Raw genomic sequence first — 13,737 nt, 5'->3', positions numbered from 1 at the left:
GATTTAAAGGTGCACAATATGAGCAAATAGTGGGACGATGATATCAACGACCACCGAAATAATGACCACCGCAATCGCAGCCATGGAGCCCTGAACTTCACCAAGTTCAAGGGCTTTAGCTGATCCAAGGGTGTGTCCTGCTGTTCCAAGCCCCAATCCAATTCCGATGGGGTTCTTCAATCTGAATATTTTAATGATCCAGTCGCCAAGTGCGTAAATAATAACAGCGTTTAAAATACATGCCATAGCGGTAATTGCTGGCACACCGTTAATGCCTTGGGCGATTGGCATTGCAACTGCGGTAGTGGCAGCCTGCGGAAGCATGGAAGCGATTTCCGACTTGTTTAATCCAATTAACTTGGAGACAAAGTACATGATGATTACCGAAATGGTTAAACCGATTATTAGTGATAACAAAATTTCAAACCAGTACTTTTTCACGATGTCGTTTCGCTTGAAGAGTGGGACTGCGAAAGCAATCGTGGTAGGGAAGAGGAACCAAAAAATAATATCACCACCTGGCTTATACAAGTTGGTGTAAATCCAGGTAATGTTAATCCCCGTTGCTTTGCTCATTAACCAGAGAACAAAGATCCCGAGCACCATTCCAACAAATAATGGTTGAAAAAGAAAAAAGCCGTTAAATTTTTTAAATAGAAATGATCCAATCAGATAGACCACCAATGATAGAGCAATTCCAAACATTGGATTGCCTAAAAATTTTAATAGTTCCGTTTGCATATTTGGTTACTCCTTATCGATATCTTGTTTTTTGCCAAAAATTTTATTGCGGGCCCATATCAAAAAAGTAGCAACTAAAGCCACCGACACCAACATGACAACTGTCGAGATAATGATCATAATCACTAGTTTGACGCCAGAATGTTTCATAATGTCGAGGGAGGCCGCTAATTGAATTCCAGAAGGGACAAAAAGGAATCCTAGGATTCCAATAAAAAATGATCCGACCTTTTCGACCTGTTCTGGTTTAATGACTTTAAAGGTCAATAACAAATATAATATCACCAACCCAATTACTGGGGTTGGAACTGGAAAGTTGGCTGGAAAGAGTGCTGAGATTAGACTTGAGACGAATAAAATGACCCCAAAGATACCGAGTTGAGTTAACAATGGAGCATCTTTTTGAGATTTTTCTTCTTTATTTTGCATGTTTGACTCCTTTCAAAAGTATGTGATTGATTTAGCTATTTCTATATTTAATATAATATATGAAATGAACTAAAAAACAAACCAAAATTTTAATTGTTATCATTAGATTTAATTATCATTAAATTAAATAAAGGGAAGCTTGTGTTTGTTATTTTCCGTTTGTATAATTGAATATAAACTTAATCGTGGAAGGCCATACTTAATTGAAATTTGAAATATTCGTCTATTTGTTTGCAACGATGATAATGTCGGCGGTTTTAACCCCTTTTATCAGAATTTTAGCATTCAAAATTGGCGCCATTGATAAACCGAATAAAAGACGTGTAAATAAAATTCCAATGCCAACGTTGGGTGGTCTGGCAATTTTTATTGCTTATACCATTACGACTTGCGTTTTTTTGCGGAACCAAATTCCATCTAGTAAGTTGTGGGGAATTCTGGGCGGAGAAATTATTATCATTATGACGGGGGTCATTGATGATATTTTTGAATTGAAGCCACGGCAAAAGGTGATTGGGATCTCGCTAGCAGCACTATGGGTATACATTTTTGCGGGCATTCAGATGAGCTCCATTACGCTCCCATTCTTTGGTGATGTTAGTCTGGGATGGTTAAGTCTACCAATTACCTGGATATGGATTCTCGGGATTACGAACTCAATTAATTTAATCGATGGACTGGATGGACTAGCGACGGGGATTGCCATTATTGCTCTGACTACCATGGGAATCATCGGGTTATTCTTTTTAAACGTCGGTAACGTTTACGTGTCAATCATGATTTTTACCTTTGCCGCTTCCTGTTTGGGCTTTTTACCGTATAATTTTTTCCCAGCTCGAATCTATCTAGGTGATACCGGATCCCTATTAATTGGCTTTATGATCTCGGTCTTTTCTTTACAAGGTCTTAAAAATGCCACCTTCATATCGGTCATTATTCCCGTTGTGATTTTGGGAGTCCCAATCTCGGATACCGCTTATGCAATTTTACGGCGGATTTTGAACAAGCAACCCATCTCTCACGCTGATAAGCACCATTTACATCATCGGTTGATGCAGATTGGTTTGACCCACCGGCAAACGGTTTTGGTGATTTACGGAATTGCGTTAATTTTCGCTTTCATCTCTTTACTCTATCCATTGTCCAGTTTCTGGGGATCAGTGTTGTTGACGGTTGCCACTTTGATTGGGATTGAGCTTTTTGTGGAAGCCATTGGATTAGTCGGAAAGAACCGGCAACCCTTGCTTAATTTGATTAAACGCGTTGTGACTGGAACAACCAGTAAGGCTAATCACGAAACCGAAATCACTAAAACCAAGGCAAAGCATAAAACCAAATCAAACAAAAAAGAGTAGTTCATTGAAGGTGAACTACTCTTTTTAGACTAAACTGGACTCTCAAAATAAGCTTCCTTACCAATCTTGAATTGAACGTCTCCTGCAAGCAAATTGTTGATTTTTGTTTTGAAGTCATCAATCACATGATTTGAAATGGCGGTGCTTACCCGAACACTGGTGTCATATTCAACGTTAGTAATTGGTAGATTATTTTGTTTAAGAAAATATTGGAGTTTATCATTTAACTTATAGGATACTGAAATAGTAAGTGCAGTTTTAAGCGTCATTTTGCTGATTCCAACCCTTTCAATCACATCCGATGCCGAGTTACTATATGCTCGGATTAGGCCACCAGCACCTAGTTTGATGCCACCAAAGTACCTTGTTACTACGATTACTGTGTCGTGAAGTTCCATATTTTTAATGGCATCCAGGATTGGAATCCCGGCAGTCCCACTGGGTTCGCCGTTGTCACTTTCACGCTGGACACCATCATTTGGGCCAATGACATAGGCGAAACAATTGTGGTTGGCCTTTTTATTTTGATTTTTGATACTGGCGATGAATGCTTGAGCACTCGCTTCGTCCGTGACACGAGATACGGAAGCAATAAACTTTGATTTTTTGATAATAATTTCATTTTGACCAACTTGTTTAATGGTTAAAAAAGAATTTTGCATTAAATTATTCCTGTTCTTCGTATTTAAAAATGGAGGCGGATAGTTAATGATCAAAGATCAAAAAGAACTAATGGGAAGACTTACGCCAAGCACTTTGATTGATCCGATACTTTTAAGTGATCCACTTCTTAATTTTGAATTAGCGGTAACGGTTAATCAAACTACTATTCATTGTAACCGATGTGGATTCAATTGTGAAAAATCAAAATGTGAACTTCCCAATCATATTTTTTACTGCCCCAATTGCATCGAAATGGGGCGAATTGATTCGTCGATGAAACTGGTTAGTGTCCTAGAAACAAATCGTTTTGTGGTTCCAAGTAATGTTTTGACTTGGGATGGGACGCTAACTGTAAATCAAAAAGACTGTGCGTTAAGGATGATTGAATCAGTAAAACATCACCGTGATCATCTACTGTGGGCGGTTACTGGGGCTGGTAAGACCGAGATGCTTTTTCCGGTATTAACATGGGCAATTAAACGTAAATTTCGAATTGCCATTGCTTCTCCCAGAGTTGACGTGTGTTCGGAACTTTATCCGCGTCTTAAAGCGGCTTTTTCTAACCTTGATATGGTTTTATTACATGGTAAAAGTAAGGATGATTACCGATATTGTCAACTAACTGTCTGTACTACCCACCAACTCATGCGTTTCTTTCATGCTTTTGATTTATTGATTATTGATGAAGTTGATGCGTTTCCATTCGTTAACAACGTTAACCTGGAGTTTGCCGTAAAGCATGCCTTAAAGACTACGGGACAAAGAATCATGTTAAGTGCCACTCCAAGTAAACGACTGAGAACCCAAATCACGCGTGGAAATGGAGATATGAGTTATTTGCCAATCAGGTTTCATGGTCATTTGTTGCCCGTGATTAAAGTTCACTTGTCAAGAAAATGGCGGATGCAATTATCAAAGGGAAGGTTACCCCATCAATTAATTAAAATGTGTCAGCGTAACGTTGCAATTGGAAGAAGATTTTTATTGTTTGTTCCTAAGATTAAAGATTTACCGGTGGTTGATCGGATTTTAAGCAAACAAATCCGTGGTCCAAAGGTATGGGAATGTGTTTATTTTGCTGACAAGAAACGAATGGAAAAGGTTCAAGCCATGCGTAACCAGCAAGTGTTATTTTTGGTTACTACGACCATCTTAGAACGAGGAGTAACGTTTCCAGATATTGATGTAATGGTACTGGGGGCTGACGATGAGGTCTTTTCTACGTCGTCATTAGTTCAGATGGCAGGAAGAGTGGGTCGAAAAAGGACCAGACCGACCGGTAACGTTGATTTTTTTGTGGGCAGTTTTTCAAGACGAATTACTAGCGCCCAAAATGAGATTAAGGCTATGAATCGCAGAGGGATGAAATTAAAAAGTCATGAATAAATGTTTATGGTGTAATCAAATTATTAGAAGTGATGTGAGGATTTCCTTTATTTTAAGTTTTCGTTCCTTTGTCCCGCCAATTATGTGTGATGAATGTCAAAAACTTTTTTGTCCCATTGATTTAAAAACGGCGTGTCCAGATTGTGGCAAGCAGCAAGTGAAATTAGAGTTGTGTGATGATTGTAAAATTTGGGAAGATCAATCTGGTCCCAAATTAATTAACCACGCGTTGTTTCCATACGATGAAGTGAGTAATTATATGGCTCGGTACAAGTTTCAGGGTGATTATCGGTTAAGGCGATTATTTCAAAGTCAGTTTCAGTCTTTTATATTTGAACATAACGACGGCGGTATGATTGTTCCCATCCCGATTAGTAAGAAAACGTTTGAGGTGCGAAAGTTTAATCAGGTTGAGGGGTGGTTAGCTGGTGTGAAATATCAAAAGGTCTTAGGAGCGGTGTCAAAAAAGGGCTTACCCCAGTCTAAAAAAGATAAATTTGATAGGATGCATTTAAAACAACCATTTTACGTTGAGCCGGAGTGGTCGACTAACAACCTACGTGGGAGAAAGGTTTGTTTGATTGATGATGTGTATACGACTGGAACCACCCTGCACTTAGCGGCCAAACTGTTATATTCGTATGGGGTTAAGAAAGTCTCAAGTATTACCCTTGCACGTTAGTATTGATTGTTATTTAATCGATTAGAATTTATAATAGTTATAAGAGATTCGTTTGAAGACAATGATACTAAGCATAGGAGAGATTAAAATGCTTGAAACTAAATTAAGAGGTGATGATGTTGAAATCACCAGTGATCTCCGTGATTACATTAATCATCACGTCAAAACAATTGATAAACGTTTTGATGTAAACGTGAAAGGGACTGCTCATGTTGATCTTATGAACTATTCTAACGAACGAATCAAAGCTGAAATCACTATTATCCTACCGAACTTTTTACTGCGAGGTGAGGGCAACTCTGATGATATTCACAAAAGCATTGATATCGCGATTCACGATATCCAGCAACAGATCGATAAATATGGCTCAAAGGTAAATGAAGAATTAACTGAGCATAAGTTATCCCACGTGTTTAATGATCCCAATAAACGATTAGCCGAATCTAAGATCGTTAGGAAAAAGCGGATTCCTTTACAGAAGATGACTTCGGAAGATGCCATTATTCAGATGAATTTGATTGGGCATGATTTTTTTGTCTATGTTGATGTCACCGATGGCACCACTGACATTGTTTATCGAAGACATGATGGAGACTATGGACTAATTAAAACCGATCGTTAAAAAAACAGAAATATGATATTTCTGTTTTTTTGTGATGAATTTTTAATTGATTTGATAAAATGTTAGAATAAGAAAATAGACTGAGAATTCGAGAAACAAAAACGGTTTAGACACTAGAGGAGAAATCAATCAATGGCAACAAACCTTTTAAAGAAATGGGTTGAAAGCGACAAAAGCGAACTGAAACGATTAGGAAAGCTCGCCGATAAGGTCAGCTCATACTCAGAACAATATCGAAAATTAAGTGATAAGGAATTACAAGCTAAAACTCCAGAATTTCAAAAGCGTTATCAAAATGGTGAAAGCTTAGATGACATGTTACCTGAGGCTTTTGCGGTTGCCCGTGAAGGTGCCAGACGAGTGCTCGGACTAAATCCATTTCGAGTCCAGATTATGGGTGGAATTGTCCTTCATGAGGGTAATATTGCTGAGATGAAGACTGGTGAAGGGAAAACGTTAACGGCTACAATGCCCGTCTACCTGAATGCTTTATCAGGAAAAGGTGTTCATGTCGTTACGGTTAATGAATACCTATCACAACGTGATGCCACTCAAATGGGCCAGTTATACAATTGGCTGGGCTTAACGGTCGGGGTGAACTCGGCTGATAAGAATCCGGAAGAAAAACGAGCTGCCTATGATAGCGACATCACTTATTCAACTAATAGTGAGATTGGATTTGATTATTTAAGGGATAACATGGTGGTTTATAAAGAAGATCGGGTTCAACGCCCACTTAATTTTGCCATCGTCGACGAAGTTGATTCGATCTTAATCGATGAAGCCAGAACCCCATTGATCATTTCTGGTGAAGCTCGTGGGTCAAACAAGCTTTACATGCAGGCCGATAAATTTGCTAAGACACTAAATCCTAAAACGGATTTTAAAGTTGATTTAGAGACTAAAACGGTCTCTTTGAAGGATGTTGGAATTGAAAAAGCTGAAAAGTACTTCAATTTAAATAACCTTTACGATACGGAAAACACTGCTTTAACCCACCATTTGGATCAGGCTTTACGTGCCAATTACGTGATGGAAAAGGATAAAGATTACGTTGTCTCAAAAGACGAGGTTTTAATCGTTGATTCCTTTACCGGAAGAATCATGGAAGGTCGTCGTTTTTCAGATGGGCTTCACCAAGCACTTGAGGCTAAAGAGGGTGTTACCATCCAAGAAGAAAGCAAGACGATGGCTAACATCACCTATCAAAACCTATTTAGACAGTACAGTAAGTTAGCTGGAATGACTGGTACCGCTAAGACAGAACAGGATGAGTTTCGAGAAATTTACAACATGGATGTCATTGCGGTTCCAACCAATAAACCGGTTGTTAGAATTGATGAGCCAGATGTTTTGTATCCAAGTTTGGAATCAAAATTTGACGCCGTTATTGCCAAAATTAAAGATTTACACAAACGGGGACAACCAATCCTGATTGGTACGGTTGCGGTTGAAACTTCTGAATATCTTTCAGAGCGACTTGATGAAGAAAAAATTCCTCACGTAGTTTTGAATGCAAAAAATCATGCCAAAGAAGCTGACATTGTTGCTAACGCCGGTCAAAAGGGAGCTGTTACCATTGCAACCAACATGGCCGGTCGTGGAACTGATATTAAGCTTGGACCTGGAGTGGTCAAATTAGGTGGATTAGCGGTTATCGGGACCGAACGACACGAGTCACGAAGAATTGATAATCAATTACGTGGACGTTCTGGAAGACAAGGTGATCCTGGTTATTCCCAATTCTATCTTTCACTTGAAGATGATTTGATGCGTCGATTTGGGTCTGATAAGGTTAAAAGCATTCTCGATTCGATGAAAGTTGAGGGCGATGATGCGGTTATCCGGAGTCACATGATCACGAAGCAGGTCGAATCGGCTCAAAAACGAGTTGAAGGTAATAACTATGATTCACGTAAAAACGTGTTAAAGTACGATGATGTGATGCGTCAACAACGTGATGTAATCTATGGCGAGCGTAGTAAGGTGATTGACGAAAATAAGTCACTTAAGTGGGTTATTATGCCAATGATCAAACGAACGGTTAATCGAATTGTCAACTTGCACACTCAGGGAGATCAAAAGAAATGGGATCTCCAAACCATCCTTGATTTTGCGATTAATTCATTAGTTAGTCCCGATCAAATCAGCATTGATGACTTGAAAGGAAAATCAAGTGATGAAATTAAGGCATACTTGATGGGACTCGTTGATACTGAGTATGATAAGAAAGAAAAAGAGCTCCAGGATCCCGAACAGATGCTTGAATTTGAAAAAGTGGTTGTGCTTAGGGTGGTTGATTCACACTGGACTGACCACATCGATTCAATGGACCAATTACGAGAGTCAATCGGTCTTCGTGGTTATGGTCAATTAAACCCATTAGTTGAGTATCAACGTGAAGGATTTAGAATGTTTGAAGAAATGGTCTCTGATATTGACTACGATGTCACTAGGTTGTTTATGAAAGCTGAGATCAGACAAAATATGGAAAGATAGTTTAAGAACGGAGGACTTTTGGTCTCCGTTTTTTCATCTTCAGGAGTATGAAATGGAATTAAGTGAAGCACGTGGACAGATCGAAAAGATTAAAAAAGCCGTAGCTGGCTTTAGGGGGTCACTTTGACCTGGATCAACTAAGTGAAAATATTTCGGTTAATGAGGCTAAAATGGCTGAACCGGGATTTTGGGATGACCAGAGAAAAGCCCAGAAATTAATTGATGAGAACAATCGATTAAAATTAAAATATGATAATTTTAATTCACTGGCTAAAAAGGTGGAAGATTTAAAGGTTAATCTCGAACTCCTTGAAGAAGTTAGTGATGATGATTTAAAGAAAGAGTTCGATGACGAATTAGCCAAGACCCAAAAGGAACTTAGTAGTTATCAGCTGAGTTTACTTTTGAATGGGAAATACGATGAAAATAATGCAATTGTTGAGATCCATCCTGGAGCTGGTGGAACTGAATCACAAGACTGGGGGTCCATGTTATTTCGGATGTATCAACGATGGGCCGAACAAAACGGCTTTTCGGTTTCAGTCGAAGACTATCAACCAGGTGACGTTGCTGGGATCAACAGTGTGACATTTTTAGTATCTGGAACCAACGCCTATGGTTACCTGAAATCAGAAAAAGGCGTTCACCGGTTAGTGCGGATCTCACCCTTCGATTCAGCAGGGCGGCGTCATACGTCGTTTGCCTCTGTTGATGTTATGCCAGAGCTTGATGAAACTGTGAACGTTGACATTAACCCAGAAGATCTCCGGATTGATGTTTTTCGGTCAAGTGGGGCTGGTGGTCAGCATATTAATAAAACCTCTTCAGCGGTTCGAATTACCCACTTACCAACTGGAATTGTCACCTCAAGTCAGGCCCAACGTTCACAATTACAGAATAGAGTTACAGCGATGAATATGTTAAAATCAAAGTTGTACGAACGTGAACAAGAGAAAAAAGAAGAAGAGAAAGCCAAGATTGAGGGTAAGCAGCTTGATATTGGTTGGGGTTCACAAATTCGTTCTTATGTTTTTCATCCCTATACAATGGTTAAGGATCATCGGACCAATTATGAGACTGGTAATGGTCAAGCAGTGATGGATGGTGATTTGAATCCATTCATTAACGCGTATTTGCAGTGGAATTTAAAACAGAAGAACCCAAAATAACGGAAAAGGAAGTTCATTATGTCAGTTGCGACTAATATTTTGTTTTTTGTCTTTATGCCAGCTTTTTGGTTTGCACTTATTCGCGTTTTCTTCGTTTACAATCGAAGAGTAAATCGAGAACGACGCTTATTTGAAAGTGCTGTTAACCCTAAATTTCACGAAGGATGGGTCTTTTTTAAATCATTAATTGTGCTGGGAATTGTTGGATCAATTTTAACTGCTTTGGTTGGGATTGAAGTGTCCTTAAATTGGATTTTATTATATGAATTATTGATCGCCATTAGTTTACTGATCCCAGGAATCTTAGTGCCGACATTGATTTTATTTGGATCAGTTTTTGTTGGGGTCTTCTTCAATGATTATTCAATCCCGATGATTAAGGGTGGCGACTTTATTGGTGCCGTGAATATGAACGCATCAAGATCGGCCAATTACTTAGCCTTAATCACAATCATGCTGGTTCTAATGTTTATCTTTTTGAAGATGAATGGTAGGACAATTAACTCTCCTCAGGTTTCAAAGAATCGGCGCGGAAACCGAGTGGCATCTTATGGATACAATGAGTTAGCTGTGATTCCGCTGGTACTGATGATTCCTGGTAAATTAATCGAAACGATCGTACCAATGTGGCCAGTTTTTAATATTTTTGGTGCACATGTAACCTTCTTGGTTGTTCCGTTTTTGATTGGTTTTCGCTTCAAGTTTGTTAACCATTTGCCAAATGAATTAATGCCACGGATTTCAAACGCGATTGGAGAACTCGCATTGTTAGCCATTTTACTAACGGCGGGTGCTTACTTTATGAGAAATAGTTACTACGTTATCATCGCGATTGCTTTATTGGCAGTGGTTTATGTAATCATCATGTATCACTTCCATCGCGTTGACCGAAAGACCGGAAATCAGATTAGTCAAGCGGTTAACGGAATCCGAATCATTGGGATTAAACCCCGCACTCCAGCCGATAAGATGGGACTTAAAACGGGTGACTTAATTGTTGAAGTTAACAACGTTCCGGTAAATTCGGAAAGTCAATTGTATTCTGCTTTACAAGATGATCCGACCTTTGTTCACATGAAGGTTAAAAATCGTAAGAATCAATTAGAGATTAAAGAAACGGCAATTTACGATGGTTCACCGCATGAGATTGGAATTGAAATGTTTCAAAATAATTAGTTAGAAGCACCCAGTTAATGGGCGCTTCTTTTATTTTGCATAAAATTAAGAACCGCCTAAATTAGGTCTGATTGTGTTAGAATTAAGTAAATTAATTTTATTTGGAGGTAGGTCCAATGGCTCAGAGTGTAACGGTAGCTGATTTAGTAAAGAACACTCATCTTAGTGTCTTTTGGGGTCGTGAATATTTAGACCGTCCCATTACCACTAGTGACATTTCACGTCCGGGATTGGAATTGACTGGATATTTTAACTACTACCCAGCCAAGCGAATTCAGATCTTTGGGATAACTGAAACCTCATTTGCAAAGGGAATGAGTGATGAAAAATTAAAAGAAGTAATGACCAAAATGTGTCAACCAGAAACGCCTGCATTTGTTATTTCTACTCAACTAGAACCACCTGAGCAGTTAGTGGCAGCCGCCAAAAAGGCTCACATTCCAATCTTAGGTTCAAAGTTAACCACCTCTAGAATTCTAAGTAATATGACGACGTATCTTGAAGCTAAGTTAGCCGAACGAAAGTCCATTCATGGTGTTTTGGTTGAAGTTTATGGACTTGGTGTTTTAATTACCGGTGATTCTGGAATTGGTAAGAGTGAAACGGCGCTAGAACTTGTTAAGCGTGGTCATCGTTTAATTGCTGATGATCGAGTTGAGGTTTATCAACAAGATGAGCAAACCTTGATTGGTCAAGCTCCCAAGATTCTTAATCACTTACTAGAAATTCGTGGGATTGGCATTATTGATGTAATGAACCTATTTGGTGCGGGTGCCGTTCGTTCCCAATCAAAAGTGGACTTAATCGTTCATTTGGACCAGTGGAACAAAGATACTAAGTATGATCGGCTTGGGACCGACCGTGAAACAACTCGAATCTTTGACGTTGATTTGAAGAAATTGACGATTCCGGTAAAACCCGGACGAAACTTAGCCATTATTATTGAAACCGCTGCGATGAATTTTAGGGCTCGTTCAATGGGATACGATGCGACTAAGGTCTTTGATAACAACTTAAATGAGTTAATCAAAGAAAATGCTTCTAAAAACAACCAGGAGCAAAAACACGAAGAACAAGCAGTTGAACAAAATAAGAAAGATATTAGCCAAGATGCTAATAAGGATCCTGAATAGGAGTGGAAGTTGTGTTTAGCATATTGGCATTAAATCCGGTTGCGATTCATCTCGGACCAATTGCGGTCCACTGGTATGGTATTTTTATCGCTGCCGCTGTCTTGATTGCCGTTTACCTTTCAATGAAAGAAGCTAAGCGACAACACTTAAATGAAGATGTTTTATATGATTTGATTTTGTGGGCGATTCCAATTGCGATTATTTCGGCTCGAATCTATTATGTGGTTTTTCAATGGAGCTATTATCGCCATCATTTAGATGAGATTATTCAAATTTGGGATGGTGGAATCGCCATTTATGGAGCTTTAATCGGGGCTGGATTATTTATTTGGTGGTTTTGTTTTAAACATCATTTGTCAGTCTGGCAGATTTTAGATATTGCCGCTCCAACCGTCATTATGGCTCAAGGAATTGGTCGTTGGGGTAATTTCATGAATCAGGAAGCATTTGGAGCGGTAACATCACTTCAATTTTTACAGCATTTACATTTACCTGACGTTATCATCAATCAAATGTTTATTAGCGGGGCGTACCGCCAACCAACGTTTTTATATGAGTCACTTTGGGATTTAGCAGGATTTGCTGTCTTGATGATTATGAGACATGCCCCGCAGTTCTTTAAGCGTGGGGAAGTCTTTTTAAGTTACGTGATGTGGTATTCGTTTGGACGTTTTTTCACCGAGGGCATGCGGACCGATAGTTTAATGTTATTCGGGGTAATCCGGGTATCACAGTTGCTTTCCATTTTATTATTCGTAGTAGCACTATTTGTTTTAATTTATCGTAGACGAAACGACCAGTTAGTCTGGTACTACGGTAGTTAAGTGATTTGTAGGAGATAATTTAAATAATGACAGAAAAAATCGCAGTACTCGGTGCAGGATCATGGGGCAGCATGCTCGCCGATATTTTAGTTGAAAATGGGCATGAAGTTAAAATTTGGTCGAAAAGCAAGGAACAGGTGGATGAGTTAAATAATCAGCACACTAATTCCCATTACATCAAGAACTTTACCTTTCCAAAAGAGATGAAAGCTTATGCTGACATGGAAGAGGCACTTAAAGGAGCCGATGATGTTTTATTCATTGTTCCATCACAGGCAACTCGTTCGGTTGCAAATCAAGCTAACAAAATTTTGGGCAAGTTAGAAATGAAACCATATATCATCCATGGAAGTAAGGGCATTGAAAAGGGTACCTATGATCGAATGTCTCAGGTATTGCAAGAAGAAATTGATCCTCAAAATCGTAAGTCGATTTCAGCCCTTTCTGGACCTAGTCAAGCTGAAGATGTTGCTAGACGTGATATTACCTTAGTTACGGTTGCGAGCGATGATATGCCATCTGCTGAGCATTTTCAAAAATTATTTATGAATGATTATTTTAGAATCTACACTAATAACGACATTATTGGGGTTGAACTTGGTGGGGCTTTAAAAAATATTATTGCATTAGGAGCTGGAGCCTTGGTAGGTTTAGGTTACGGTGATAATGCAAAAGCAGCCCTCATGACTCGTGGTATTGCGGAAATATCACGTTTAGGTGTATCATTTGGTGCGGACCCATTAACTTTTAGCGGATTGTCTGGTGTAGGTGATGTGATTGTTACCGCAACTAGTTCTGATTCTCGTAATTGGCGGGCTGGTTATCAGCTTGGCAAGGGCAAGAAATTGGATGACGTTGTTAAAGACATGGGCATGGTGATCGAGGGAATCGACACCAATCAAGCTGCATTTGAATTATCAAAACAACGTGGGGTAGAAATGCCCATTACATCCGCAATTCATGCAGTAATTAATAATGAAGAAACCGTTTCTGACGCGATTTCTAATTTAATGTCTAGAGAGGGACGTTCAGAACAAGGTTAATTCTAAAAGGGGTAT

13 protein-coding genes are annotated in these 13,737 nt (G+C 39.0%); 10 read left to right on the top strand and 3 right to left on the bottom strand.

Annotated elements, in window-relative coordinates:
- Window positions 1–3: 3 nt before the first annotated feature.
- Together lrgB and AC6UDF_RS06790 are read right to left on the bottom strand one after the other, a co-directional pair.
- Window positions 4–741 carry an antiholin-like protein LrgB gene (lrgB, locus tag AC6UDF_RS06795; protein ID WP_500696128.1) on the bottom strand — a complete coding sequence of 246 codons (738 nt, stop codon included), beginning with the start codon at window positions 739–741 and terminating at the stop codon, window positions 4–6.
- 6 nt (window positions 742–747) lie between these two features.
- Window positions 748–1,170 (bottom strand): CidA/LrgA family protein, encoded by a 423-nt coding sequence (locus AC6UDF_RS06790; protein WP_500696812.1) that lies wholly within the window; start codon window positions 1,168–1,170, stop codon window positions 748–750.
- Window positions 1,171–1,373: 203 nt separating this feature from the next.
- Here AC6UDF_RS06790 and AC6UDF_RS06785 point away from each other — a divergent pair, with 203 nt between their 5' ends.
- Window positions 1,374–2,525, top strand: coding sequence for a glycosyltransferase family 4 protein (locus AC6UDF_RS06785; RefSeq protein ID WP_500696127.1), 1,152 nt, complete (start codon window positions 1,374–1,376; stop codon window positions 2,523–2,525).
- 29 nt (window positions 2,526–2,554) lie between these two features.
- Here the strand turns inward: AC6UDF_RS06785 and AC6UDF_RS06780 are convergent, their stop codons facing one another.
- Entirely contained in the window at window positions 2,555–3,187 is a 633-nt protein-coding gene (locus AC6UDF_RS06780; RefSeq protein ID WP_500724152.1) for a YigZ family protein, read from the bottom strand.
- 46 nt (window positions 3,188–3,233) lie between these two features.
- On the opposite strand from AC6UDF_RS06780, the gene AC6UDF_RS06775 reads away from it, so the two are divergent.
- The 9 genes from AC6UDF_RS06775 (at window position 3,234) to AC6UDF_RS06735 (ending at window position 13,722) form a co-directional block, all read left to right on the top strand.
- Window positions 3,234–4,574, top strand: a complete 1,341-nt coding sequence (locus AC6UDF_RS06775) for an ATP-dependent helicase ComFA (RefSeq protein WP_500724150.1) — start codon at window positions 3,234–3,236, stop codon at window positions 4,572–4,574.
- Window positions 4,575–4,656: 82 nt separating this feature from the next.
- Window positions 4,657–5,256, top strand: coding sequence for a ComF family protein (locus tag AC6UDF_RS06770; RefSeq protein ID WP_500724148.1), 600 nt, complete (start codon window positions 4,657–4,659; stop codon window positions 5,254–5,256).
- Between the two features lie 88 nt (window positions 5,257–5,344).
- The gene (gene hpf / locus AC6UDF_RS06765) at window positions 5,345–5,878 is read left to right on the top strand and encodes a ribosome hibernation-promoting factor, HPF/YfiA family (RefSeq protein WP_500724146.1); all 534 of its coding nucleotides are present in this window, start codon (window positions 5,345–5,347) and stop codon (window positions 5,876–5,878) included.
- Between the two features lie 132 nt (window positions 5,879–6,010).
- A complete protein-coding gene (gene secA / locus AC6UDF_RS06760) occupies window positions 6,011–8,377 on the top strand; it encodes a preprotein translocase subunit SecA (protein WP_500694444.1) in 2,367 nt (788 codons plus the stop codon).
- 52 nt (window positions 8,378–8,429) lie between these two features.
- Window positions 8,430–9,546, top strand: a protein-coding gene (gene prfB, locus AC6UDF_RS06755; RefSeq protein ID WP_500694443.1) for a peptide chain release factor 2 whose coding sequence is annotated in 2 segments (ribosomal slippage) — window positions 8,430–8,501 and window positions 8,503–9,546 — 1,116 coding nt in all. Because the reading frame shifts where the segments join, the coding sequence is not laid out codon by codon here.
- 18 nt (window positions 9,547–9,564) lie between these two features.
- Complete coding sequence (locus tag AC6UDF_RS06750; RefSeq protein WP_500694442.1) at window positions 9,565–10,722, top strand: PDZ domain-containing protein; 1,158 nt, start codon at window positions 9,565–9,567, stop codon at window positions 10,720–10,722.
- Window positions 10,723–10,838: 116 nt separating this feature from the next.
- Window positions 10,839–11,855, top strand: coding sequence for an HPr(Ser) kinase/phosphatase (gene hprK, locus AC6UDF_RS06745; RefSeq protein ID WP_500694441.1), 1,017 nt, complete (start codon window positions 10,839–10,841; stop codon window positions 11,853–11,855).
- Window positions 11,856–11,866: 11 nt separating this feature from the next.
- Window positions 11,867–12,679 (top strand): prolipoprotein diacylglyceryl transferase, encoded by an 813-nt coding sequence (lgt, locus tag AC6UDF_RS06740; protein WP_500694440.1) that lies wholly within the window; start codon window positions 11,867–11,869, stop codon window positions 12,677–12,679.
- Between the two features lie 26 nt (window positions 12,680–12,705).
- On the top strand, window positions 12,706–13,722 hold the full coding sequence (locus tag AC6UDF_RS06735; protein WP_500706801.1) for an NAD(P)H-dependent glycerol-3-phosphate dehydrogenase: 1,017 nt from the start codon (window positions 12,706–12,708) through the stop codon (window positions 13,720–13,722).
- Window positions 13,723–13,737: the final 15 nt, after the last annotated feature.

The sequence above is a fragment of the Fructilactobacillus sp. X2R6C1 genome, from assembly GCF_059901295.1.
Note: the sequence above shows the minus strand (reverse complement) of the source record. Positions and strands in the feature narration are given on the sequence as shown.